The following is a 25,241-nucleotide window of genomic DNA, read 5'->3' as shown; positions in this document are numbered from 1 at the left end:
TTAATTTAAAGTGTAATTGTTATTAATTGACTCTTTTCTAGAAGAAGATACATATTTTGCTGTCGGGAGAGACTAATAGATTTAGCACCGAAGGAGCAACCACCCCGGAAACTCTCAGGTAAAAAGGACCGATAGTTGCATAACACTCTGGAAAGAGAATTAATTCCGCCGAAGGAGCAAAACTCTCAGGCAAAAATACAGATGGGGTAATTTAGGTGATATGCAAGAAAAATATATAAATATAAATACTTTAAAAGTATCTGAAAAACTTTCTCAATTTATTAGCGACGAGCTATTAAAAGAAACAGATCTATCTGTTGATAATTTTTGGTTAGGGTTCGAGAAAACAGTCAATGAATTAGCACCTAAAAATAAAGAATTAATAAAATTTAGAGAAGACTTACAAAAACAAATAGACAATTGGCATATAAAAAATAAGGGAAATGAATTTAATTTGTCAGAATATAAAAAATTTTTAACAGAAATTGGTTATTTGAAAGAAGAAGGTGACGATTTTGAAATATCAACTCAAAATGTTGATGAGGAAATAACAAGTATTGCTGGACCTCAACTTGTTGTACCAGTAATGAATGCGAGATATGCATTAAATGCTGCTAATGCTAGATGGATGAGCTTGTACGATAGTCTGTATGGAACAGATGTAATTGAACAATCAGAAGATAGTGTATCTGAAAGATACGACCCATTAAGAGGTGAGATGGTAATAAAATATGGAAGAGATTTTTTAGATAAATATTTTCCATTAGCAGGATTGAGTTGGCAAAAAATTACAAGTTTTGCGGTTAAGTATGGAAAATTTAAAGCTTTAAAAGGTGCTGATATTTATGATTTGTTAGATGAGAATAAGTTTATTGGCCATAGGGGTGAAGCTGACAACCCGTCTGCTATAATTTTAAAAAATAACAATTTACATATAGAAATTTTAAAAGACTCAAGAGCTTTTGCAGCTCAACAAGATCATGCTGGGATTAGTGACATAATTTTAGAATCTGCGGTGTCAACTATATGTGATAACGAAGATAGTGTAGCTGCTGTAGATGCAGAAGATAAAATTGTTTGTTATAGAAATTGGCTAGGTCTGATGAAAGGTGATCTAAAATCAAAATTTGAAAAAGAAGGAAAATTATATGAAAGAAAACTTAATCCTAATAGAAGCTATATTTCAAAAGATGGAAAAGGTTTAAAGCTTCATGGAAGAAGTTTGCTGCTAGTTAGAAATGTTGGTCACTTAATGACTAATCCATCAATAATTTTAAAAGATGGTAGTGAAGTTCCAGAAGGAATAATGGATGCATTCATTACTACAGCTGCAGCCCTTCATGATATTAAGAAAAAAACTAATTCAAGAACTGGTTCTATTTATATCGTTAAACCAAAAATGCATGGACCAGATGAAACTGCATTTACTGATTTGCTTTTCTCAAAAGTTGAAGAAGTTTTAGGTTTGCCAAAATATACCTGCAAGATTGGAATAATGGATGAAGAAAGAAGAACTTCAGCTAATTTAAAAGAGTGCATTAGATCGTTAAAAAATAGAGTTTTCTTTATAAATACAGGTTTTCTAGACAGAACTGGTGATGAAATGCACACCTCTATGGAAGCTGGTCCGATGATTAAAAAAGGTGACATGAAAACTTCAAAATGGATTACAGCATATGAAAACAACAATGTTGATATTGGTTTAAAATGTGGATTATCTGGAAAAGCTCAAATTGGAAAAGGAATGTGGGCAATGCCTGATAAAATGAAAGATATGATGGAGCAAAAAACTGGACATTTAAAAGCAGGAGCAAATTGTGCATGGGTTCCATCTCCGACTGCTGCAGCTTTACATTCGCTACATTATCATGAAATAAATATTTTTGATGAACAACAAAAAATTAAAAATAGAGAACAAGCAAAGCTTGATGATCTTTTAACAATACCTACTGCTGATAGACCAAATTGGTCTGTAGATGAAATTAATAAAGAAATTTCTAACTCAGCTCAAACTTTATTAGGTTATGTGGTCAGATGGATTGATCAGGGCGTTGGATGCTCCAAAGTACCAGATATAAACAATGTAGGTTTGATGGAAGATAGAGCCACTCTTAGAATTTCATCTCAACATATTGCAAATTGGATACATCACGGAATTACAACAAAAATTCAAGTTGTAGAAATTCTTAAAGACATGGCTAAAATTGTTGATGATCAAAATAAAAATGACACTAATTACGTAAGAATGAGTGATAACTTTGAAAATTCAATTGCATTTCAAACTGCATGTGATTTGGTATTTAAAGGAAAAGAACAGCCATCTGGTTATACTGAACCCTTACTGCATTTAAATAGACTTACTAAAAAGTCTAATCTGAATTAGAAATTAAATTAGACCGATTTTTAAAAGCAGAAAACAAAGTCCCATCATCTAAACTTTCAATTTCTCCACCTACAGGTAAACCCTGTGCAAGTTTTGTAATTTTTACATTAGAATTTTTTAGGCTATCTTGAATGTAGTAAGCAGTTGTTTGACCTTCAACAGTTGCACTTGTGGCTAATATGACTTCTTCAATTTTATCTCGGTTAACTCTCTCAACCAACGAATTTACAAGTAAATCTTCTTTTCTTTGACCTACTGATGAAATGGTGCCTCCAAGAATATGAAAATACCCTTGGTAAATATTTGAATTTTCAATTGACCATTGATCTGCAATGTCTTCTACAACACAAATCTTTGAATATTTATTTTTTGTATTTTCACAATTTATACATCCAGTTGAAATTGATTTAAGTGAACCACAAGAATTACATCTAGTTACATTTTTATAAACTTGAGCCAATGTATTTGCCATTGGTTTTACTAATTCATCACGGTTATTAATGAGTTTTAAAACAATCCTTTTGGCAGATTTTGGTCCTAAACCTGGAAGCTTTGAAATTAATTTTATTAACTCTTCAATCTCGTTAATATTTTGCATCTACTATAGTGGCCACTTAAAACCAGGTATCCCAAATCCACCTGTAGCTTTTGATATCTCTTCTGATGTTTTCGACTTTAATTGTGATTTAGCGTTATTATGTGCAGCTACAATTAAATCTTCTATTATTGATTTGTCTTCTTTCATTATTTCATCTGATAGTTTAATTGATTGCATTTCACCTTCTCCATCCAAGACGATTTTTGCTGAATTTGAGCCAGAAACACCCTCTACTCTAATCTCCTTAATTTTTTGCTGACTCTCTTTCATTTTTGCTTCAAGTTCTTTTGCTTTATCTAATATTTTATTAAAATCAGTCATTATCCTTATCCTCCTTAGTTATCGATTTAACATCTACCAGTTCTGCATCAGGAAAATTTTCCATAAAGTTTTTATAAATTTCAGTTTGTTTAGCTTTTTCAATTAATATTTTTTTTTCATTTTCTTTCTTTTCTCTAACTGAGAGATCTCCTTTTGATTTACTAAGTGTGATAATCCATCTTTCTTTTGTCCATTCAAAAAGCTTTGTGGAAAGATCTTTTACAAAATCTTTATCAAGGCTGTCATTAAATGAAATCTCAATCCTATTTTTTTCAAATTTAACCAAATTGACATTTTTCTCTAATTCAAATTTAAGTTTTAATTCTCTTTTACTTGTGCAAGTAGCAATTAATTCATCAAAAGAATTAATTTGAGTTTTAATTTCTGCTTTAACTTCAGTTTGTATTTCAGGATTCTTTTTTTCTTCTTGAGAAATATTTTTTATTTGGTCAATAATTTTAGTCTCTGTTTTTATTTCAATTTTGCTAGTTGAATTTTCTTCTTTAGGTTTTGTATCTATTTGTTTAACTTGTTTTGCAGAACTTAAATGCATTAATCTAATCAAAAACATCTCAATTGATAAATGTTGATTTGATACAATATCTAATTCTTCTAACGACTTGATAGAAAATTGCCAAAATAAAATTAATACGTCTGGTTGGATTTGATTAGAAATATTTTTTATTTTATTAAATTCCTCATCATTGAGAGAAAAATTTGTGCTTTCTAAAGTTAAAGAATTTATATTTTTAAAGTAATATAACAGTTCTAAAAAATCATTTAAAAATATTTTTGGTTCAACTCCCTGATCATAAATTTTTCTATAAATTTTTATTACCTTTTCTTCTTCTCCTCTTAATATCAATTCAAATAAATCAATTAATTGTGATTTATCAAAATAACCAAAAATCTTTTGAGCAGAATTTAAATCTAGCTCTTTATCATTATCTAAACTCAATAACGCTCTATCTAATAGAGATAATGCATCTCTTACTGAACCCTCTGATATTTTTACAATTAATTTTAGAGCGTCATCAGTAACTTTTCCGTTTTCTTTATCTTTAATTTTTTTTATAAAATCTAACAATTCAGAAGATTTAATCCTTGAAAGATCAAAACGCTGACACCTTGAAACAACTGTTATAGGAATCTTTTTTATTTCTGTTGTGGCAAATATAAATTTCAAATATGAAGGTGGTTCTTCTAATGTTTTTAGTAAAGCATTAAAAGCTTGTTTACTTAACATATGAACTTCATCAATTATAAATATTTTGTACTTTGCAGAAGTAGGCCCATATCTAGAAAACTCAATTAGATCTCTAACATCATCAACTCCTGTCTTGCTGGCCGCATCCATTTCAAGCACATCAATGTGACTTGAATTTGCAATCGACTGACAATTTTCACACAAATTATCAATGCACATTTTTTCAATACCATTTGAGCAATTCAATGCTTTTGCTACAATTCTTGCAGTTGTAGTTTTTCCAATCCCTCTAATTCCAGTAAATAAATATGCATTAGGTACTTTGTCAGCTTTTATCGAGTTTATAATTGTTTCAGCAACAACTTCTTGACCAATAAGATCATCAAATATTTGAGGTCTATATTTAAGAGCTAGTACTTTTGAATTGTTATTCATAAATTTTTTAAGGAGACTAGAACCTGAATAACTGTCTCTACGACTGCTTCCGTTAAGATCTGGTCGGGTTCAAGCAGCATCCACCTCTAGCCTCCAAATCTATTATAGCAGTTAAAATTTCTAATCTACAAGAAAAGATTATTGTTTTTTTTGTCTCAAACTATCGGCTTCAAAAACACCTAGGACGTGAAAATCCTCACAATGTAAGCCTAGCTCTTCAAGAGATTTTTGAACTTTTGGATCTTCAATATGTCCATCTAAATCGCATAAGAAAAAATAAGAGTCGAAAGAATTTTTTTCAGGGTAACTTTGAAGCTTAGTAAGATTTACTCCATTGATAGCAAATCCTCCAAGCGATTGATAAAGAGCTGCAGGTTTACTTTTAAGTTTAAATAAAAATGAAGTTATATATTTTTTATTTCCAAACTCAGGTTGAGATATATTTTTTCCCATAACAAGAAATCGTGTTAAATTTCCACTCTCGTTTTCTATATTTTTTTTAATTACATCAAGATTATAAATTTCAGCACTTAGAGATGATGCTATTGCTGCCTGTTTTTTGTCTTTTGTTTTAGAAATCATTTCGGCTGATCCAGCTGTATCTGCTCTTATATGTTCGGCAATATTATTTTCTTTTATGAAATTTGAACATTGCGACAAACCCTGTGCATGAGAATAAACTTCTTTTATATCAGACAGTTTAGCTCCCTTTTGACCTAATAAATTATGTTCGATTTTTTGAAAGTGCTCTTGGTAAATATTCAATCTATGTTTAAAAATTAAATATTCGATACCTATATTTCCTGTAATTCTGTTAGACTCTGGTATTATTATTCTACAATCGGGTTCTTCTGAAGCTTTATTAAAACAATCATCAAAAGTTTTACAAGGTAAAATTTCAGCATCAGGGTCGATTGATAATGCTGCTAAATGAGAATAAGCTCCAAATGTTCCTTGAAAATATATTTTACCCATCAGGACTTATATTCCATTATTTTTTTTAAGGCCAGATAATCTTCTTCTGTATCAACTCCTATAGGGGCTTTGCTTGCTAGAGCAACATTTATTTTGATATTATTGTCTAGAGCTCGAAGTTGTTCTAATTTATTTTCAATTTCATTTTTTGATTGTGGTAATTCAACAAAGTTTTTAAGAATTTCAGATGAATAACAGTAAATTCCAATATGGTGATAAATATTTGAGGTATCTTCAGAATTCCTTAAAAATATTTTTGCTTTAGAAAACGGGTCATCTTCTAAATTATTTTCAGTAATAACTTTAACTATATTCTCATTTGCTAAATCTGATTTATTCTCAATTTTAGCAGCAAGGGTTCCTATTTTTGCTTTGTGATCTATCATCATTTGGTTTAGGTTTACAATATCCTGAATATTTATTGCTGGCTCGTCACCTTGTAGGTTCATTATAAAATCAATATTATCTAAGTTGAGTTTTTGATAAGCTTCATATATTCGGTCTGTACCAGTTTTATGTTGATCACTTGTTAAAATAGCATTTCCTCCATTATTTTTAACATCATTGACAATCTCTTGATCCTCTGCAGCAACAATTACCTCTCCAATATTTGCTTCTTTTGCCTTGTTAAATACATGTGAAATAATTGAAATATCATTGATTTTTAATAATGGTTTTCCTGGAAGCCTAGTTGCGGATAATCTAGAGGGTATAATTATAAGAGTTTTCATTAATCACTAATTAAAATAGAGGCAAATTTGTACATTAAATTTTAGTCAAATTTTAATTTATCATGTTATACGTTCAAAATTAAATTTATAAAAATGGATTCTTTTGAAATTAACAAAATTGTAGCTGCAGTTCTAATGGTAGCACTTCTTGTTATTGGTATAGGAAAATTATCTGATGTAATTTTTCATGTAGAAAAACCAGAAACTCCAGGTTACACGGTGGAAGTTGAACAAGTATCTGCTGCATCATCTTCTACAACAACTACTGCAGAAGAAAAAGTCGACATTGCTGCATTAATGGCTATGGGAGATATAGCAAGTGGAGAAAAAATATTTAAAAAGTGTGCAGCCTGTCACTCAATAATTAAAGGTGGTAAAAATGCTATAGGTCCAGCTTTATATAATGTCGTTGGAAGAAAAGTTGGAGCAGTCGAAGATTATAAATATTCAAAAGCATTAGCTGCTTATGAAAAAGAATGGACATTTGAAGAGCTAAATGGATTTCTAAAAAAACCTGCAAAATATATTAAAGGTACAAAAATGGCTTATGCAGGTTTAAGAAAAGAAGCGGATAGAGCTTCTGTAATTAAATATCTAAATGAAAATTCAGATAGCCCAGTTCCACTACCTTAATTTTCCAAAACAATACAACAGTATACTTTTTTGAACATGAACTCTGTTAAGAGCCTGTATCCATACATGAGATTTTTTTCCCAAGAAAATGTCTTCAGACACTTCATTGCCTCTAGGCAGACAATGCAAAAAAATACAATTCTTATTTGCAAAACCCATTAATTTTTTATCAATTTTAAATTTTTTAAATGCCTGAATTTTTTTCTTTTTGTTTACTTTGTCATTTAACGAAATAACTTTATCAGAAAAAATTACGTCAGCTCCACTAGCAGCTTTTTTTGGATCATTATAAATATAAATTTTTCTCTTATTTTTTTTTACCCAATTTCTCACTTCTTTTCCTGGTTCGAAGTTTTTTGGACAACCAATGCTTAATTTGAAAGAAAATTTAACTGAAGCAGCGATTAAACTATCCAGAACATTATTTGAATCTCCAATCCAGCAAATATTTAATTTAGAAATAGGTTTTTTTGTAATCTCTTCAACTGTAAAAACATCTGAAAGTACTTGAGTTGGATGAGAGGACGGGCTCAAACCATTAATTACCGGAATAGATAAATATTTTTTAAAATCCTCAATTTTTTTATCACTATCTGTTCTCAACATAAATCCATCACCATAAGTTGATAGAACCTTCGCTGTATCTGATATACTTTCGCCACCTTGTCCTAAATGAAGTTCATTAGATCTAAGCGTTACAGTGCCTCCTCCAAGTTGTTTTATTGCTAAATAAAAGCTCATTCTTGTTCTCAGGCTTGGTTTTTCAAACATTTGGATCAAAATTTTACCTTTTAATGGAGCACCTTTGTCTGTTTCTAATGTATTAAGTTTTTTTCGAGAGCTTTTTCTTTTTTTTGCATCAGTAATTATTTTTCTTAAATCTTTACTGGGAATATCTTTTAAGTTAATAAAATGTTTCATTATAATTTAAATTGACTACAAACTTTATTTATAATTTTTAAAGCTTCATCAATCTCACTTTTTTTAACATTAAGAGGTGGTAAAATTCTGACAACATTTTCTGCAGCACGAATAGTTAATAATTTATTTTCCATTAATTTTTTAATAAAATTTGTCTGATCTTGATGTAACTGTATACCAATTAGAAAACCTCTTCCTCTTATTTGTTTAATAATACTAGGATATTTTTCTTTAATTTTATTAAGGTTTAATAAAAAATATTTAGATAGTTTTTTTACATTATTTAAAAACTTTTTATTTGAAACTATATCCATTACTTTATTTCCAACCGACATAGCAAGTGGATTGCCTCCAAATGTTGAGCCATGGGTACCAGGAGTCATCCCTGCGGCTACTTTTTTATTCATAAGAACAGCTCCTATTGGAAACCCACCTCCAATTCCTTTAGCTATTGGAACTATATCTGGTTTTACTTTAGATTTTTCAAATGCAAAAAAATCTCCTGATCTGCCTATTCCACATTGAACTTCATCCAGAATTAAAAGAATTTTTTTCTTATCACACAATTTTCTAAGCTCTCTTAAACAGAAATCTGGAATAACTTTAATTCCACCTTCTCCCATTATCGTTTCAACCATTATAGCTGCAGTATCTTTTGTAATTTTCTTTTCTAATGCTTTGTGATCTCCAAAAATAAAGTGATCAAATCCTTTTACTTTAGGGCCAAATCCTTCTGTCATTTTTTTAGAACCACTCGCATAAATTGCAGCTAATGTTCTTCCATGAAATGAATTTTTAATGCAAAGAATTCTATTTTTATTTGGTTTACCTATTGAAAAAAAATATCTTCTAGCAACTTTAATAGCTGCCTCTGTAGCTTCTGCTCCACTATTTTGAAACATCACATAATCAGCGAATGTTTTTTTACAAAGTTTTTTTGCTAGATTTTCTCCTTCAGGAATTTGAAAAGCATTTGATACATGCCAAAGCTTTTTTGATTGGTTGTTTATAGTTTTGATTAAACTTGGATGAGCATGACCTAAAGAATTAACAGCAATACCCATAACAAAATCAAGATATTTTTTTCCATTATTAGAGTAAAGATAGCTTCCCTTGCCATACTTAAATGAAATTTTTTTTCTGTTATAATTTTTTGCTAAATTGCTCATAAATTAAATTTGTTTTTATAAATTTTATTTCACAGATACAAGTTATGATTGAAAAACTAATTTTATTTGAACTAAGCTTTTTTTGTTGATAACTCTAATTTTTTCATTGTTTCAATTAAATTAATAACAGTATATTGTCATTTTAAAAGTAATTAACACAACATATAGATATGAGTTGGACTGAAGAAAAAGTTTCAAAATTAAAGGAATTATGGGGCAAAGGCAACACAGCTAGCCAAATAGCTGAGATCATTGGTGGTATTAGTCGAAACGCAGTCATTGGAAAAGCCCATAGATTAAATCTTTCAGCAAAAATAAAAACAAGAACTGCAACTTCAAATAAAAATTTCGAAAATTCTATTGAAGGAAATAATGCAAAATCAAGTAGAGGTCGTAAAAGTAAGTTTAAATCATTAATTATTGAAAAAGATTTTGAACCAGAAAATCCTAAACAATTAGAAGAGCTAGATGAGAATTCATGTAAGTGGCCAATAGGTCATCCAGATGAAAAAGAATTTTATTTTTGTGGCAGATCTTCTTTAAAAGATTTCTCTTATTGTAAACTTCATTTACTTTATGCTTATCAACCAAAAGGTAAAAAAGAAGAAGTTACAGAAAAAGAGGAAGTTCCAGAATTTATTGAAAAGAAAATTCAATCTGCTTAAAATTTTAATTCGTCTTAATATCCATATTATCTGAATTATATTTTTCTGTGGAAAATTGACCTCCTTCCCTCCACATATAGCAATATTTTTTAACTTCTTCATCGAAGTATCTCAAACTTGGTACACCTATTTCTGAATTTGATTTATATTTGCCAGATAAAATATTATCATGTTTTAAAAGTTTTAATTGATCTCTAGTCAAAAGTGGTTTTGGCATTATTTCGAAAAATTTCGCTGACATTTGTGCAATTGGCAATGGCATTGGTATTAACAATCTTTTCTTTCCAATTAAATTTAGTAATTTTTCTAATATTTCTTTAAATGAAATTATTTCTGGACCAACACATTCAATTATTTTGGAGTTAACATTATTTGATATAACATTGAAAATAACATCTGTTAGGTCGGAGCAATGAATTGGTGCAAACTTAGTTTTACCTTCATAATAAAGCGGGAATACTGGTAATCTACTCAAAAGTGTCATAAAATTTGTTGTAAAGTTATCATCAACAGAATACACAATAGATGGTCTTAAAATTGTGGCTAAAGGAAAATTTTTTAGAATTTTTTCCTCTCCCTCTAATTTACTTTTAGCATAAACTGAGTCTGTTGCCTCGTTTATTCCAAGTGCTGATAGATGAATAAAATGCTTAAGTTTATATTCTTTTGAAAGTTTAGATAACAAATAAGGAAAAACAGTGTGAATATTTTTAAATGTGTTTCCTTTTTTTGACTCAAATAAAATTCCAATTAAATTTATACATACATCCGCTTTTTCAAAAAGCTTTCTAAGTTTTTGTTCTTCAAAAATATTTGATTCAACAATATCTATATAACCTGCATTTGCTTGAGTTTTTATAATGTAGCTTTTTTGATGAATATTTCTAGTTACAACAGTTACCTGATAATTGTTCTTTGTAAGCTTCCTAATTAAATTTCGACCAATTTGACCACTTCCACCAAAAATTAGACAATTTTTTGCTTTCATATATATATGTTTAAAAAATGAGTAATAATATTCAACTTCACAAAAACGATCTACCAGATGATTTAAATTTAGGCAATATAATTGCCGTAGATGGTGAATTTATGGGTCTAAATGTCAGACGTGATCCCTTATGCTTAATTCAAGTGTCTTCAGGTAACTCTGATGCTCATATAGTGCAATTTGATAGGGAAAATTATCAAGCACCTAATTTAATTAAATTACTTAATGACAAAAACATAACGAAAATTTTTCATTATGGACGAGCAGATATGGCTCATATTAAATATTATTTGAAAACAGACACAAACAATATTTTAGATACAAAAATTGCATCAAAACTTGCAAGATCTTACTCTGATAATCACTCCTTAAAAACATTAATTAAGGAGTTTGTAAATATAGATATCAATAAACAATTTCAGAGCTCTGATTTCGGAGGTGAATTAACACCAGCACAACTTAAATATTGTGCTAACGATGTAATTTATTTGCACCAAATTCATAATGAATTAAAAAAAATATTAGAACGAGAAAAAAGGATGCAACTTTACAATGATTGTTTAAAATTTTTAAAAACAAGAGTGGATCTTGATCTTGCACTGTTTAAAGATGATATCTGGTCACATTAATGAATAAGAAGAAATTTATATCAACTGCAAAAGAGGTCATAAATCTTGAAATAAAAGCCTTACAAAGTTTAAAAAAAAATATAAACAAATCATTTAATGAAGCAGTTTTTCATATAGCAAATTGTCAATCAAAAGTAGTGCTGTGCGGAGTTGGAAAAAGTGGTTTAATTGCCTCTAAAATTGCAGCTACTCTGGCTTCTGTAGGAACACCTTCATTTAGTCTTAATGCTAGCGAAGCATCTCATGGGGATCTTGGTATGATCTCTAAAAAAGATATTTTAGTATTGATTAGTAACTCAGGTGAAACAGCAGAGCTTAAAAATATTATTCAGTTTGCAAAAAGAAATAAAATTCTATTAATAGGAATTGTCTCAAAAAAAGACTCTATTCTTTACAAGTCATCAGATATCAAATTACTTATTCCGAAAGTTGATGAAGCTGAGGGAATAGTACCAACCGCGAGCACAACAACACAACTAGCTTTGGGCGATTCCCTTGCAATAACAGCAATGAAATTTAAAAAATTTGGTAAAATGGATTTTAAAAAACTTCATCCTGCTGGAAGTCTAGGGGCTCAACTTAAAACTGTAGAAGATATTATGATTACTGGAAAAGATATCCCATTTGTAAATGAAAGTTTAAAAATGAGTAAAGCTCTTAGAATTCTGACTGATAAAAATTTAGGAGTGCTGATTGTAAGAGATAAAAATAAAAAAACTTCTGGAATTATTACTGATGGACAAATTAGGAGGTTTAGTCAAAAAAACTCTGAGTTCCACTTATTGCCTGTAAAAAAAATTATGACTAAGAAACCTATTTATATAATTAAAAATGAACTTGCCGCAAAAGCTCTTGCTTTGATGAATAGAAAAAAAATTACATCACTAGTTGTTTATAGTAAAAAAAATTCTTTTAAAACAATTGGCATAGTTCACATTCATACTATATTGCAGTCAAATATAACTTAAAATGATAAAAAAAATTGGCGTTTTTTCTTTCATTTTTGTAATTCTCTTATTCTCATATTTAAAATTAATTCCAGAAAAAAAAAATGAAAACTTAATATCAAATGAAAATAATTTAAAAAATTCGAACTTACTTGAAAACATTAAATATGTTGCAAAAGATGCTGATGGAAATGAATATACAATAATTGCAGAAAAGGGTGAAATAGATATTAACAATAGTGATGTAATATTTTTAGAAAATGTAAAATCCTTAATTAAATTAAAAAATGAAGATGAAATAAATATTATTTCAGACTTTGGAAAATATAATTCAAATAATTATGATACAATTTTTTCTAAAAATGTAGTAATAACTTATTTAGATAATAAAATTACTGGTGAATATTTAGATTTTTCGCTTTCACAAAATAGAATGACTGTTTCAAGAAATGTAATTTTTACAAATTTAGAAAATATTTTGGAGAGTGATGTAATTGAATTAAATATAAATACTAAAGATACAAAAATTTTTATGTATGAAGAAAATAAAAAAGTTAATATAAAAAGTAAAAATTACTCAGATGGCAATAATTAAAAAATTTAGAATTAAATCCTTCAAAAGTACAGATTCAATTGTTGAGTTCAATGATGTATCTCTTTCATATGGTAATAGATTAATTTTAGATAATATAAATTTTAAAATTAATAGAGGTGAAATATTTGGTATGTTAGGTCCAAATGGAGTTGGTAAAAGTACAATTTTCAATCTACTTGTTGGTCTAATAAATCCTAATTCTGGAATTATAAAAATTAGTGGTTCTGAAGTAAATAAATATCCAGTTTATTTTAGAACAAAAAAATTCAAAACTAGCTATTGCCCTCAATATGGAGGTTTTTTTTCAGATCTTAGTCTAATTGACAATTTAAAAGCAATAAGTGAAATAGTGATTAAAGAAAAAAGCTTACGAAGTAAAAAAATTGATTTTTTAGTTTCTAGATTTGAGTTAGATAACCTAAAAGAAATTAAAGCAAAATATCTTTCTGGCGGTCAAAAAAGAAAATTAGTTTTAGCATTAGCTTTATTAAGCGACCCTAAAGTTTTACTTTTAGATGAACCTTTCGCCGCCTTAGATGTTTTAACAATAAAAATGCTGCAAGAAATTATTGTAAATTTACAACGAGAGAATCTTATAACTGTTATTATATGTGATCATCAAGCAAGAGACCTTCTTGCATGTGTTGACACGGCTATGATATTAAACAACGGCAAAATAGTTGCTCAAGACACACCTTCTAATTTAGTAAATAATATAAATGCCAAAAATGCATATTTTGGTGAAAACTTTAAAATCAATTAATTTTTAATGTCAAACATTGTTAAAATAAATAACAAAATCGAAAATTTTAAGAAAACAATAAAAGTTCCAGGCGACAAAAGTTTGAGTATTAGGTGGGTACTTTTTGCTTCGTTATCAAGTGGTAAATCAAAAGCAAAAAATCTTTTAATGTCTGAGGACGTTATGGCCACGATATATACACTTAGAAAACTAGGTATTAAAATACTTATAAAAAAAAAAGAATGTATAATTTTTGGAAAGGGGATTGATGGATACAAATATAAAAAAAATCTCATATTAGATGCAAAAAATTCAGGTACATTAGGAAGACTAATATTGGGACTGTTAGTAAATTCTACAAAGCCAATCAAATTAATTGGGGACAAAAGTTTATCCAAAAGAGATTTTTTAAGAGTATGTAAACCCTTAAGTAAATTTGGTGCTAAGTTTAAATTAAAAGATAAAAAATTTTTACCTTTAAAAATTTGTGGATCTTCCAAATTAAAACCGATTAAATACAACGAAAATAGAGGTTCAGCTCAATGCAAAAGTTCGGTTATGTTTGCAGCAATGAGAACTGAAGGTACTACAATAATCAAAGCAAAAAAATCAAGAAATCATACAGAACTATTATGTAAACACTTGAGATTACCAATAAGTATCAAAAGTCACAAAAATTTTGATGAGATTAAAATCAAAAAAATAAAAAAAATTAAAACTATAAATTATAACATTCCGTCGGATATCAGCTCTAGCGCATTCTTTATTGTTTTAACAGCGCTAACAAAAAACTCAGAGTTAACTATTAAAAATGTTAATATTAATCCATCAAGAACAGGTATTATCGATATTTTAAAAAAAATGGGAGTAAAAATTGAATTTAAAAAACAAAAAATTTATAAAGGGGAAAAGAAAGCAGACATTAGAGTAGTCAGTGCAAAAAATATAAAAGCTATTAATTGTCCTACAAAATTTAATAGTGGAGCTATTGATGAGTTTTTAGTTATTTTTTTAGTTGCAGCCAAAGCCAAAGGTATTTCTTATTTTAAAAACCTTAGTGAACTAAATCAAAAGGAAAGTCCAAGATTAAAATGGGCAGAAAAAATTTTAGCAAATTTAGGTATAAAAACAATTACAACAAATCATTCAATTAAAATTTATGGTAACCCAAATTTAAATTTAGATTATGACAAAAAAATCATTATTAAAAACTATTTGAAAGATCATAGGGTATTCATGACAAGTTTGATTGCGGCTTTGACTTTTGGGGGAAGATGGACTATTCATGATAAAGACTCAATTAACACCTCGTTTCCTAATTTTTTAAAAATAATTAAAAATATAAAAAGTGCTTAAAAGAAAAAATATTTTAAAAATTGCTATCGATTCTCCTGCTGCTGCAGGCGCTGGGACTTTAGCAAAAGCTATTTCTAAACATTATGGTCTTTTTTATCTTGATACAGGTAAAATTTACAGATTTGTTGCTTATTTAAAAATAAAATATCCAAAAAAATTTAATAATAAATTTATAAAATCAAAAATTATGTCTTTAAAAATAAAAGATCTTTCGAACAAGAATTTACTGTCTGATGAGATTGGAACAGAGGCCTCAATAATTTCTAAAATTAAATCTTTAAGAAAAATGGTACATTCTCTACAAGTAAATTTTGCTTATAACCCACCCAAAAAATACAAAGGTTCTTGTTTAGATGGCAGGGATATTACATATAAAATTGTACCTGATGCTGATTTAAAGTTTTATATAACTGCAAATGTAAAAACCAGAGCATTAAGAAGATATAAAGAATTAAAAGGATTAAAGAAAAAAATTACTTATAAAGAAGTCTTAAAAAGCATTAAAATACGTGATAAAAGTGATTTTAATAGAAAAATATCTCCATTAATGAAAACAAAAGATTCACTATTGATTAATACAACAAACCTTAATAAAAGGTCATGTTTTTTAAAAATAAAAAAAATAATAGATAGGAAAATTAATAATTAATGGAAATTTACAAAGACTTATCAAATCCAGCATCACAAGAATTCGAAAAATTACTAAATAGTCAACTCTCAAAAGTTCAAATAGAAGAAGGTAAAATAATTGAAGGTAAAATAAATAAAATTACAGAGAAATTTGTATTTTTATTTGTTGAAGGTCTAAAATCAGAACCAGTTCTTGATATAAATGAATTAAAGAGCATGGGTCTTTCAGATAAAATTAAAGTTGGGGAAACAATTCCAGTTTTACTTGAAAAAATTGAAGATAAAAATGGTGAAGTTTTGGTCTCTGCTAGTAAAGCTCAAAAAATTAAAGGTTGGGACAAATTAGTTGAAGCATATGAAAAAAATGAACCCATTATGGGAAAAATTACATCTAAGTGTAAAGGTGGATGTATTGTCGAACATATAGACACAGGTTCACTAATGTTTTTACCTGGATCGCAGATTAGTGACAAACCTTTAAAAGATATTAGTCATCTAATGAATGAGCCGCAGAAATTTGCTTTAATTAAATTAGATAAAGTAAGAGGTAATGCCTGCGTATCAAGGAGAGAAATAATTTCATCTTTCAAGAAAGAGGATAAAGCAAAAATAGTTGAGAAATATAAAGTCGGAGACATTATAAAAGGTGCCGAAGTAAAAGGATACAGTTCATTTGGTTGCTTCTTTAATGTAAACGGTGAATTAGATGTATTGGTACATTTACAAGAAATTTCTTATTCAAGAGTAAATCATCCTGATGAAGTATTTAATATAGGTGAAAAACACGACCTAAAAGTTATCAGTGTTGATAAAGAAAAATTACAAGTTGGATGTTCGGTAAAACAATTATCTCCAGATCCTTTTGAGCATATTGAAAATTACGAATTAAATAAAATCTACAAAGTTAAAGTAGTAAAATTAATGGACTTTGGAGCTTTTTGTGAGCTAGAACCAGGTTTAACTACCTTGCTTCATTCAAGCGAACTAAGCTGGACAAAAAAAAATATTTCAGCAAAAAAAATGTTTAAAGTTGGAGATGAAATAGATTGTGTAATTACTGAAATTGACAAAGACAAAAGACGTGTTGCAATATCACATAGATTAACTCAAGATAATCCTTTTGAAACATTTGAGAAAAAATATCCTGTTGGTACAATTGTTGAGGGAGAAGTTGTAAATAAAAATGAATATTCTTTATTTGTTAAAATTGAAGATTTAGATATTGACGCTTTTTTACATTGCAATGATTTAACTTATTCAAATAATGGTGAAGAAGAACTGTCTAAGTATAAAAAAGGTGATAAGCTTAAAGTTAAAGTATTAGAAATAAAATCTTCAGAACAAAAGATTAGAGTTGGTTTAAGACAAACTCAAACAGATCCATTTGACTGGTTTAGAGATAAGTCAAAAAATCAAACAATAACTGTTAAAGTTGTTTCAACTGATAACAAAGGACTTATAGTAAGACCAGAGGGTTGTGAAATGGACTTCCAGATTAAAAAATCTGCAATAGCAATTAATGCTGCTGATGCTAGACCAAGTAGATGGACAGGTGGTGAGAAATTAGATTGTGCGATCGCAGATTTGGACATGAATAAGAGAAAAGTAACATTAAGCATTAGGTTACTTGAAGAAATTGAGAAAAAAGAAGCTCTTGAAAAATATGGATCTGAAGGTTCTGGTAAAAACCTGCCTTTTTCATCATTATCTGAAGATTTAAAGAAAAAAGAAGAAGAGAAAGAATAATTGAAGAAGTTATAAATTGGCTATTGTAAAATCAAAGCTTTTAAAACAACTCTCGCAAAACTACCCAAATTTCTTAAAAAAAGATTTAGAGAAATTTACTGATATAATTTTAAATGAAATAAAAAGATCACTTCGCAGAGGAGATGGAGTTGAATTAAGGAATTTTGGAACATTTAGAGTTAAGACTCAAAAGGCCTCCATTAGAAGAAATCCAAAAACCGGCGAAAAAGTTGCAGTTCCTGAAAAGAAAGTAATATCATGGAAAATGAGCAAGGAAATGTTTAAAAAGATCAATAATGAGGAATAAAATTATATTCGTTGCATGTGATACTTCAAATTTAGATCAAATAAAGAAAATTCTTAAAAATATTAATACAAAGAAGTTAAAAATTATTCCAAAATTTGGATTACAGTTTTTTTACTCAAAAAATGGAAGAAAATTTTTAGAAAAATACAAATCAGATTTTTGGTTGGATTTAAAAATAAATGATATTCCACAAACAGCTCTTTCTGCAGTTGATAGTTTGAAAGATTTAAAAAAATGTAAATACATTACTGTGCATGCAAATGGTGGACTTCATATGCTTAAAGCTATCAAGGAAAAAACTAAACAAATTAATAAAAATTTAAAAGTACTCGGAGTAACTGTGTTGACTAGTCTTAACAATAAATCGTTAAAAGAAATTGGTCATACTAAAACAGTTAACCAACTAGTTTTAAAACAAGCTGGTATTGTTAAAAAATCAGGATGTGATGGGATAGTTTGTTCTGCAAAAGAAGCAAAAATGATTAGAAAAAAATACAAAAATTTGTTAGTCATCACGCCTGGTATAAGATTGCCAGGTGACAATACAAATGATCAAGCTAGAGTAATGACACCAAAAGATGCTTTCAAAAATAAAGTTTCGGGGGTGGTAATTGGAAGATCTCTTACAAAAGGTAATATTAAGAATAATATTAAAAAATTAATTAATCATTTATACTGATGATTAAGGGTTGTAAAATTTGTGGGATTTCTGATCCTGATACTTTAAATTTTTTAATTAATCACCCTCACCCACCAACATTTATAGGATTTATTTGCAACTATCCAAAAAGTTCTAGATATGTTGAATATGAAAATTTAAAAAAACTTTTAATCAATAATCCAAAACAAAGTTACTATGTTGCTGTGCTGGTAAAACCAAATATAAATATTTTAGAGAAAATTAAAAACTTACCTTTTGATTACTATCAACTATATGATTGTACACCAGAGGAAATAAAAGAGATAAAAGAAAAATATCAAAAGAAAATTATTACAGCTTTCACAATAAAATCAAAGTCTGATTTGAGTAATTATAAATTATATTCTGATTATACTGATATTTATTTATTTGATAGTAAGGGCTACGAGAAAAGCCAGTCTTTTGATCATGACTTGATTAAAAATATCAAATTAAATAAAGAATTAATGATTGCTGGAAATATTCAATACAATGAAGAGCTTAAAAGTTTCAAAAATTTGGCAAATTTTATAGATTTATCTGGTGGTGTAGAAACATCTGGATTAAAAGACTTATCCAAAATAGAATTTTTTTTAAATAAAGTTAATGAAATTAAAAATGAAGCTTAAAAAAGGTATTCCATTAATTGATCAACATGATCAACAAGGATTTTGGGGAGGAAAATTCGGAGGTAGTTTTATACCTGAAACTTTAAAAAAACCAGTAGAGGATTTAACAAAAGAATTTAAGAAACTTAGAAATAATAAAGCCTTTTTAAAAAAAAGAGATTATTATTTTAAAAATTATATTGGATCTCCAACCTCTTTTGTGAAATTAGAAAATTTGTCCAATCATTTAGGTGGAGCTCAAATTTGGGCAAAAGTAGTTTCTGAGGCAAATGGAGGTGCGCATAAAATCTATAATGCCACTGTTCATGCACTAATTTGTAAAGCTATGGGTAAAAAATATATCGTTGGCGATACTGGTGCTGGATATGCAGGAAAAATGTTAAGTATGGCAGCTAAAAAATTTGGGCTTAAATGTAAAATTTTTATGGGTGCAAAAGACATTAAAAGACAAAAACCAAATTGTGACGCTATGAGAAAAAATGGTGCTGAAATAGTACCTGTTTATTCTGGTAGTCAAACTTTAGTTGATGCAGTGAGTGAATGTATGCGATATTGGGTATCTAATTGTGATAATACACACATGTGCGTTGGTAGTACTGTTGGACCGAATATCTTTGTAAAAATATGTGGTTGGTCAACTGCACAAATTTCTAGAGAATTAAGAACACAGCTTAAAGAAGAATTTAAAAAAATTCCAAATAAAATTAAGTTAATTAATTGTGTTGGAGGTGGTAGTTCTGCATATGGATTTTGGAGTGAGTTTATTGATTTTAATAAAAAAAAAATAGAATTAATTGGTGTAGAAGCTGGGGGTCCTAAAAAATCTAAACTTCATGCAGCACCACTAAGTAGAAATGCAAAAGTTGGTATTTTGCACGGAGCAGCTTCGTATGTTTGCCAAAATAATGAAGGACAAATTAATGATACAGAATCTATAAGTGCTGGTTTAGATTATCCTGGAGTTAGTCCTATTCATTGCTTTTTAAAAGATACTAAAAGAGCACGATATACTTATGCAACAGATGAGGATGCACTTAATGCACATGTAATGGTAACTAAATTTGAAAAACTTAATCCAAGTTTAGAACCAAGTCATGCTTTTGCTGAGGCAATAAAAATTGCTCCAAAATTAAGCAAAGACACAATTATAATTGTTAACTCTTGTGGTGATGCAAAAAAAGATAGAGATATTTTAAGAGAAAGATTGGGAAAACATTAATGAGCTCTCTACTTAAAAAAGCTTTTTTAAATGCAAAAAAAGAAAACAGACCTGCCTTACTGACTTATACAGTTGCAGGTGATAATACTAAAAAAAAATCTTTAGAAATTCTTAAGTCTATTTCAGACTATGCTGATATTTGTGAATTGGGTTTTCCTCACAACACACCCATAGCTGATGGAGGTCAAATCCAGACCAGTGCCTATAGAGCAATTAAAAATGGTATAAAAATTAAGGATGTATTTTCAATTGCAAAAAATTTTAAAAAATCAAAAAAAAAAACTCCAATTATACTAATGGGTTATTACAATATGATCTTTCAGTACGATGAAAATAAATTTTTAGATAAATGTAAAAAATCAAAAGTAGATGGACTAATTGTTGTAGATTTGCCTTATCCTGAAAACAAAAGTTTTGCATCAAGATGTAAAAAGAGTGGAGTGAATTTTATACAGCTGGTGTCACCTACTACTTCTCAAATTAGATTAAAAAAAATAATAAAAGACTCGCATGATATGGTTTACTATATTAGCATGTTGTCAACTACAGGGGGTAAACTAAAAGTTTCACCAAAGAAAATCTTGGAAAGATACAATAAAATTAAAAATCAAAATAAATCAAAAAAAGTGGTGATTGGCTTTGGTATTACAGAAAAGACAATTAAATCTCTTAAAAAAGCTGACGGTCTAGTAGTTGGTAGTGCGATATGTAAGGAAATATCTAAATCAATTGAAAGAAGACAAAATACTGTCACAAATGTTACTAATATCGTTAAAAGATTAAGAAATAAAATTCAATGAACTGGATAACCAAAATTATTAAAGCAGGTGAAAAGATAAAAACTGCTATACGTGAACGAGCTACTAAAGAAGATATCGCAAAAAGTGAATGGACAAGTTGTTGTCGTGGTCCTATTCTAAAAAAAGATTTAGAAGCAAACCTTTGGGTATGTCCAGATTGTAATAAACATCATAGAATTAAACCAAAACAAAGATTTGATATTTTGTTTGGAAAAAACAACTATGAAGTTTTTAAAACACCAATTCCAAAAGATGATCCTTTAAATTGGACAGACTCTAAATCTTACAAAGATAGGTTAAAAAGTGCTCGTAAGAAAACTGGATTAGATTGTGGAATGATGGTTGCATCTGGGACAATTAATAATATTAAAATTACTGCTGTTGCATCTGATTTTGATTTTTTAGGGGCATCAATGGCTGCTGCAGAAGGTGAAGCATTTTTATATGGAATTCAACATGCAATAGAAAATCAAACGCCATTTATATGTATAAGTGCTGGTGGAGGAATGAGAATGATGGAAAGTTTAATTTCATTATCTCAAATGACAAGAACTACACTTGCAATTAATGAATTAAAGAAAAATGGTTTACCTTACCTAGTTTGTATTACAGACCCTACCGCAGGAGGAATAACTGCTTCCTATGCAATGTTAGGAGACATTCATATTGCTGAACCTGGTGCTTTAATTGCATTTGCAGGTGCCAGAGTTATTCAAGGAACAGTAAAAGAAGAATTGCCTGAAGGTTTTCAAAAAAGTGAGTATGTTGAGAAAACTGGGTTTGTTGATTTAATCGTAGAGAGAAGAGATCTAGCATCTAAAATAGGAACTTTATTATCAATATTGTTAAAACAAAATTCTGCTATAAGTTCTGAGCAAAATGAAACTTCAGAAGATACTCAGCAATTTTCAAAAGTTGCATCCTAAAGAAATAGATTTATCTTTAGATAGAATTCAAAATCTTTGTAAGAAATTAGGAAACCCTCAAGATAAAATTAAGGCCATATCAGTTGTAGGAACTAATGGAAAGAACTCTACCATCCAGGCTATTTATGCAATTCTTAAGGAGAAGAATTTAAAATGCAATGTATATACGAGCCCACATATACAAAAAATTAATGAAAGATTTATTTTTAATAATCAGGAATTAAATGACGAGGAATTAGCTGATTTATTAGAAGAGGTTGAAAAAGTTAATAATAACGAACCAATAACTGTTTTTGAAATGTTATCAGCTTGTTTTTTTTATAAAGCTGCCCAATATCCTGACAATATCAACTTAATAGAAAGTGGTTTATTCCACCGTTTTGATGCTACCAATATTTTAAAGAGTAATCTTGCAAGTATAGTAACATCTATAAGTAAAGACCATCTCGACTGGCTTCCAAAAGAAAATCAAACAATTGAGCAAATTGTTTTTGAAAAAACATCAGCCTTACTTAATTCAAATATTATTATTGCTAAACAAAATAAAGAACAGACAATGGAATGTATTAAAAAAACTATAAAAAATAACTCTTCAAATAAGTTATTTTTTAATGAAGACTATAGTTATTCAATTCAAGAGAATGGTTTTTTTTACTACGAGGATAAATTGGGAGGTATGAAACTTCCTCTACCGAACGTTCTTGGTCAGTTTCAATTAGAAAATATATCAACTGCTATTGCAACTATAAGAACTTTAAATCTTGGAATTCAAAGCAATGAAATAGAAAGTGGTATTCAAAATATTAATAATCTTGCAAGATTACAGGAAATTAAATCTGGAAAACTAAAAGAACTTGTAAAAAATAATACATTATTAGTTTCTGGGGATCATAACCCTGATGGAGCTAGAGTGGTAAATGAATACCTCCAAACTTTAGATTGTAATAAACACATAATCTTAGGTATGATGTCCAACAAGGATCATAATGAGTATATTAGTTATTTTAAAAATATCTCAACCTTGACCACTATTGATATTCCAAACCAACCTAATTCAATTGGTGGAAAAGAATTAAAAAACAAACTAAATTCATTCAAAAATGTTCAGTACAAAGAAGATATATTTGATGCAATCAAGTCTATTTCGGTCATGAAAAACGATATAATCTTAATTACAGGTTCTCTTTATCTAGCTGGAGAAATACTTAATTTGAATTAGATATTTTTTTCTAAAAATTCTTTCATGTGGCTTTCGGGTACCCCACCAACTTTTCTATCTACTTCAACACCTTTTTTGTAAATAATAACAGTTGGTACGCCTCTTATGCCAGCAGCACTTCCAGTGTTTATTCCACCATCTTCTACATCAGCATAATAAAAACCAGCTTTACCTTTGTATTCATCAGCTAATTTATCCATGACTGGTTTTAAAGCTTTGCAAGGACCACACCAAGCAGCTGAAAACTGGATTACTGAAACATCTTCATTTTTGATTTTACTATCAAAATCTTCATCTTTAAAATCTATAAGCATAAATCCTTTCTATAAATTAAAGTTTTAAAGTCAACTATGCAATTTCATATTTTTTTTCAATAGACATAATAAATTCATTTATTTCATCTAATTTTTTAAGTTCTTCCTCATCATCTCTATTAGATGCTTGATCTCTTAAGGTGTCTATTTCAGTGTATGCCATTGCTATAGTTTGCCACTTTTCTCTATTTTTACTTAAAATTCTTCTAGCTATCTCACTTTTAATATTTTTATATAAATCAGGTGGCAATACGTGAGGTGCTTCTTGGTAAATAATTTTTTGTCCAAACCATGCACATCTCTTATCTTGAAATTTATCTAATAATCTTAATTTGTCTTCCCACGACGAACTGTGCCAAGTTTTGAATAAGGCAGTGTCTTTGTTTGGAATAAATTTCTCATACAAAGTTTCCTCAGGAAGTAAATCTTCTTGGTTTTGAGTTTGCGCTTTTTCTTCAGCAGCTTCTCTATTAATAATTTGAATGTTTTTACATAAGTTTTCGCTAGATCTAACTAATTTGGCTCTTTTTTGAATTGTTTCCAAATCAAGATCTGCATAGGCTTTTTCTTTTAAAGCAAATTTTTTATCTAATACTACAGGCGCTTTATTTGTTTTAACAACTCTTAAAGCTTTAGGGCTTATTTTTTTAAGATTAGCTTTAAGCTCATTAACAGACATGTTTAAAAAAGGTTCTGGATCTCTTCTTAAGTCCCAAAGATATCCCCAGGAAGCATAAGATGGATGAAAACAATGCTCTGGATGTAATGTTGATACTAAATACATCATATTTCTTCCTTTAACATTTTCAAAAATTGAATAAATACCCTCTCCTTTTAAAATAGATTCCACACTACTCTTTGTGGAAGTGGTTAAAAATTTTTCCCAATTGTCATTATGCTTTTCTTTTATAATTCTTAAAATTTTTAAACTAGTAAATGCATCGTGATACGCAGTATGTTGTTGGGAAGTATCAAATCCTTGTTGTCTTGCTAAACCTTCAAGAGCAAGACTTTCATTTCCAGCATCTGTTAATTCAGTTTTTAAAGTTTCAGAATTAATTGTTTGTGCAGCTCTTGCAACATGAAGACCATCGTGTTCTTTATTTGGAGACGAATGAGTAATGTAAGGATATCTGTTACCTTTAAAGAAATTGAAATGGAACATTCGTCTATCAAAATTTAAGTTACTCCATCCCATAAATAATGCTGGGGCAGCTTTTGAAAAAAAGTTTTCAACTGCTCCTAAAAATTCATAATGAGAATAATTTCCTTTAGTAAGTAAATCGATACTTGTTGAGTTTACCAATAGAGCTTTAGCACTTGGCACTTCTCCTTCTGGCATTCTGCCTCTGATATTTAATTTACCAATTTCATTTAAATTTTTATCAACAACAACAGCTCCAACCTCAATAATTGATCCCCAAATAGTGCTATTAGTTGTTTCAGTGTCGTAGATTACAAATTTGTCCATATTTTC

The 25,241-nt window shown here is 28.8% G+C and carries 27 protein-coding genes and 1 riboswitch; of the genes, 17 read left to right on the top strand and 10 right to left on the bottom strand.

Annotated features, from left to right (window positions below; genetic code table 11):
* Nucleotides 1-53 precede the first annotated feature (53 nt).
* A riboswitch (glycine riboswitch) is annotated at nucleotides 54-141 on the top strand.
* A gap of 79 nt (nucleotides 142-220) precedes the next feature.
* Nucleotides 221-2,383, top strand: coding sequence for a malate synthase G (locus ACTTA4_RS02040; RefSeq protein ID WP_440633318.1), 2,163 nt, complete (start codon nucleotides 221-223; stop codon nucleotides 2,381-2,383).
* Here ACTTA4_RS02040 and recR read toward each other — a convergent pair.
* From recR to kdsB, 5 genes are all read right to left on the bottom strand, one after another.
* Complete coding sequence (recR, locus tag ACTTA4_RS02035; RefSeq protein ID WP_440619406.1) at nucleotides 2,370-2,981, bottom strand: recombination mediator RecR; 612 nt, start codon at nucleotides 2,979-2,981, stop codon at nucleotides 2,370-2,372. The genes ACTTA4_RS02040 and recR overlap by 14 nt on opposite strands.
* Nucleotides 2,982-2,984: 3 nt before the next feature.
* Entirely contained in the window at nucleotides 2,985-3,302 is a 318-nt protein-coding gene (locus ACTTA4_RS02030) for a YbaB/EbfC family nucleoid-associated protein (protein ID WP_262590178.1), read from the bottom strand.
* Nucleotides 3,295-4,944 (bottom strand): DNA polymerase III subunit gamma/tau, encoded by a 1,650-nt coding sequence (gene dnaX / locus ACTTA4_RS02025; protein WP_440633317.1) that lies wholly within the window; start codon nucleotides 4,942-4,944, stop codon nucleotides 3,295-3,297. The genes ACTTA4_RS02030 and dnaX overlap by 8 nt, the downstream gene beginning before the upstream one ends.
* A 138-nt stretch (nucleotides 4,945-5,082) precedes the next feature.
* Nucleotides 5,083-5,919 (bottom strand): prephenate dehydratase domain-containing protein, encoded by an 837-nt coding sequence (locus ACTTA4_RS02020; protein ID WP_440633316.1) that lies wholly within the window; start codon nucleotides 5,917-5,919, stop codon nucleotides 5,083-5,085.
* The gene (kdsB, locus tag ACTTA4_RS02015) at nucleotides 5,919-6,650 is read right to left on the bottom strand and encodes a 3-deoxy-manno-octulosonate cytidylyltransferase (protein WP_440633315.1); all 732 of its coding nucleotides are present in this window, start codon (nucleotides 6,648-6,650) and stop codon (nucleotides 5,919-5,921) included. Before kdsB ends, ACTTA4_RS02020 begins: the two co-directional genes overlap by 1 nt.
* 93 nt (nucleotides 6,651-6,743) lie before the next feature.
* Between kdsB and ACTTA4_RS02010 the strand changes: the two genes are divergently transcribed.
* Nucleotides 6,744-7,283, top strand: coding sequence for a c-type cytochrome (locus tag ACTTA4_RS02010; protein ID WP_440633314.1), 540 nt, complete (start codon nucleotides 6,744-6,746; stop codon nucleotides 7,281-7,283).
* Here the strand turns inward: ACTTA4_RS02010 and argF are convergent.
* Nucleotides 7,275-8,204: an ornithine carbamoyltransferase gene (argF, locus tag ACTTA4_RS02005; protein ID WP_440633313.1), complete on the bottom strand. Its 930-nt coding sequence runs from the start codon at nucleotides 8,202-8,204 to the stop codon at nucleotides 7,275-7,277. The two genes, ACTTA4_RS02010 and argF, sit on opposite strands and share 9 nt — an antisense overlap.
* Nucleotides 8,204-9,373 carry an aspartate aminotransferase family protein gene (locus ACTTA4_RS02000; RefSeq protein ID WP_440633312.1) on the bottom strand — a complete coding sequence of 390 codons (1,170 nt, stop codon included), beginning with the start codon at nucleotides 9,371-9,373 and terminating at the stop codon, nucleotides 8,204-8,206. The genes argF and ACTTA4_RS02000 overlap by 1 nt, the downstream gene beginning before the upstream one ends.
* 170 nt (nucleotides 9,374-9,543) lie before the next feature.
* Here ACTTA4_RS02000 and ACTTA4_RS01995 point away from each other — a divergent pair, with 170 nt between their 5' ends.
* Nucleotides 9,544-10,038 carry a GcrA family cell cycle regulator gene (locus tag ACTTA4_RS01995; protein ID WP_440633311.1) on the top strand — a complete coding sequence of 165 codons (495 nt, stop codon included), beginning with the start codon at nucleotides 9,544-9,546 and terminating at the stop codon, nucleotides 10,036-10,038.
* A 4-nt stretch (nucleotides 10,039-10,042) separates the two neighbouring features.
* On the opposite strand, the gene ACTTA4_RS01990 is transcribed toward ACTTA4_RS01995, so the two are convergent.
* Nucleotides 10,043-11,026 (bottom strand): complex I NDUFA9 subunit family protein, encoded by a 984-nt coding sequence (locus ACTTA4_RS01990; protein ID WP_440633310.1) that lies wholly within the window; start codon nucleotides 11,024-11,026, stop codon nucleotides 10,043-10,045.
* 17 nt (nucleotides 11,027-11,043) lie between these two features.
* Here ACTTA4_RS01990 and ACTTA4_RS01985 point away from each other — a divergent pair, with 17 nt between their 5' ends.
* The 14 genes from ACTTA4_RS01985 to ACTTA4_RS01920 are packed head-to-tail and all read left to right on the top strand — an operon-like array spanning nucleotide 11,044 to nucleotide 23,450.
* Nucleotides 11,044-11,655: a ribonuclease D gene (locus ACTTA4_RS01985; protein WP_440633308.1), complete on the top strand. Its 612-nt coding sequence runs from the start codon at nucleotides 11,044-11,046 to the stop codon at nucleotides 11,653-11,655.
* Complete coding sequence (locus tag ACTTA4_RS01980; protein WP_440633307.1) at nucleotides 11,655-12,623, top strand: KpsF/GutQ family sugar-phosphate isomerase; 969 nt, start codon at nucleotides 11,655-11,657, stop codon at nucleotides 12,621-12,623. The genes ACTTA4_RS01985 and ACTTA4_RS01980 overlap by 1 nt, the downstream gene beginning before the upstream one ends.
* Before the next feature lies 1 nt (nucleotide 12,624).
* Nucleotides 12,625-13,197: an LPS export ABC transporter periplasmic protein LptC gene (gene lptC / locus ACTTA4_RS01975; RefSeq protein ID WP_440633306.1), complete on the top strand. Its 573-nt coding sequence runs from the start codon at nucleotides 12,625-12,627 to the stop codon at nucleotides 13,195-13,197.
* The gene (locus tag ACTTA4_RS01970; protein WP_440633305.1) at nucleotides 13,184-13,960 is read left to right on the top strand and encodes an ATP-binding cassette domain-containing protein; all 777 of its coding nucleotides are present in this window, start codon (nucleotides 13,184-13,186) and stop codon (nucleotides 13,958-13,960) included. The genes lptC and ACTTA4_RS01970 overlap by 14 nt, the downstream gene beginning before the upstream one ends.
* Before the next feature lie 6 nt (nucleotides 13,961-13,966).
* Complete coding sequence (gene aroA / locus ACTTA4_RS01965) at nucleotides 13,967-15,295, top strand: 3-phosphoshikimate 1-carboxyvinyltransferase (RefSeq protein WP_440633304.1); 1,329 nt, start codon at nucleotides 13,967-13,969, stop codon at nucleotides 15,293-15,295.
* Nucleotides 15,288-15,944 (top strand): (d)CMP kinase, encoded by a 657-nt coding sequence (locus tag ACTTA4_RS01960; RefSeq protein ID WP_440633303.1) that lies wholly within the window; start codon nucleotides 15,288-15,290, stop codon nucleotides 15,942-15,944. Before aroA ends, ACTTA4_RS01960 begins: the two co-directional genes overlap by 8 nt.
* Nucleotides 15,944-17,671 (top strand): S1 RNA-binding domain-containing protein, encoded by a 1,728-nt coding sequence (locus tag ACTTA4_RS01955; RefSeq protein ID WP_440633302.1) that lies wholly within the window; start codon nucleotides 15,944-15,946, stop codon nucleotides 17,669-17,671. The genes ACTTA4_RS01960 and ACTTA4_RS01955 overlap by 1 nt, the downstream gene beginning before the upstream one ends.
* A 16-nt stretch (nucleotides 17,672-17,687) precedes the next feature.
* A complete protein-coding gene (locus tag ACTTA4_RS01950) occupies nucleotides 17,688-17,978 on the top strand; it encodes an HU family DNA-binding protein (RefSeq protein WP_440633301.1) in 291 nt (96 codons plus the stop codon).
* Nucleotides 17,968-18,657: an orotidine-5'-phosphate decarboxylase gene (gene pyrF / locus ACTTA4_RS01945; protein ID WP_440633300.1), complete on the top strand. Its 690-nt coding sequence runs from the start codon at nucleotides 17,968-17,970 to the stop codon at nucleotides 18,655-18,657. Before ACTTA4_RS01950 ends, pyrF begins: the two co-directional genes overlap by 11 nt.
* The gene (locus ACTTA4_RS01940; protein WP_440633299.1) at nucleotides 18,657-19,286 is read left to right on the top strand and encodes a phosphoribosylanthranilate isomerase; all 630 of its coding nucleotides are present in this window, start codon (nucleotides 18,657-18,659) and stop codon (nucleotides 19,284-19,286) included. Before pyrF ends, ACTTA4_RS01940 begins: the two co-directional genes overlap by 1 nt.
* On the top strand, nucleotides 19,276-20,505 hold the full coding sequence (gene trpB / locus ACTTA4_RS01935) for a tryptophan synthase subunit beta (protein ID WP_440633388.1): 1,230 nt from the start codon (nucleotides 19,276-19,278) through the stop codon (nucleotides 20,503-20,505). The genes ACTTA4_RS01940 and trpB overlap by 11 nt, the downstream gene beginning before the upstream one ends.
* Nucleotides 20,505-21,305, top strand: a complete 801-nt coding sequence (trpA, locus tag ACTTA4_RS01930; RefSeq protein WP_440633298.1) for a tryptophan synthase subunit alpha — start codon at nucleotides 20,505-20,507, stop codon at nucleotides 21,303-21,305. The genes trpB and trpA overlap by 1 nt, the downstream gene beginning before the upstream one ends.
* Nucleotides 21,302-22,231, top strand: a complete 930-nt coding sequence (locus ACTTA4_RS01925) for an acetyl-CoA carboxylase carboxyltransferase subunit beta (RefSeq protein WP_075505966.1) — start codon at nucleotides 21,302-21,304, stop codon at nucleotides 22,229-22,231. Before trpA ends, ACTTA4_RS01925 begins: the two co-directional genes overlap by 4 nt.
* Nucleotides 22,185-23,450 carry a bifunctional folylpolyglutamate synthase/dihydrofolate synthase gene (locus ACTTA4_RS01920; protein WP_440633297.1) on the top strand — a complete coding sequence of 422 codons (1,266 nt, stop codon included), beginning with the start codon at nucleotides 22,185-22,187 and terminating at the stop codon, nucleotides 23,448-23,450. Before ACTTA4_RS01925 ends, ACTTA4_RS01920 begins: the two co-directional genes overlap by 47 nt.
* Here the strand turns inward: ACTTA4_RS01920 and ACTTA4_RS01915 are convergent.
* The gene (locus ACTTA4_RS01915; protein WP_075505964.1) at nucleotides 23,447-23,764 is read right to left on the bottom strand and encodes a thioredoxin family protein; all 318 of its coding nucleotides are present in this window, start codon (nucleotides 23,762-23,764) and stop codon (nucleotides 23,447-23,449) included. The two genes, ACTTA4_RS01920 and ACTTA4_RS01915, sit on opposite strands and share 4 nt — an antisense overlap.
* A gap of 34 nt (nucleotides 23,765-23,798) precedes the next feature.
* Entirely contained in the window at nucleotides 23,799-25,235 is a 1,437-nt protein-coding gene (locus tag ACTTA4_RS01910) for an exonuclease domain-containing protein (RefSeq protein ID WP_440633296.1), read from the bottom strand.
* Nucleotides 25,236-25,241 lie beyond the last annotated feature (6 nt).

Origin of the sequence: Candidatus Pelagibacter sp. HIMB1485 (genome assembly GCF_052048055.1) — a bacterium.
Taxonomy (GTDB): domain Bacteria; phylum Pseudomonadota; class Alphaproteobacteria; order Pelagibacterales; family Pelagibacteraceae; genus Pelagibacter.
This window is presented reverse-complemented; position numbering and strand designations above follow the sequence as displayed.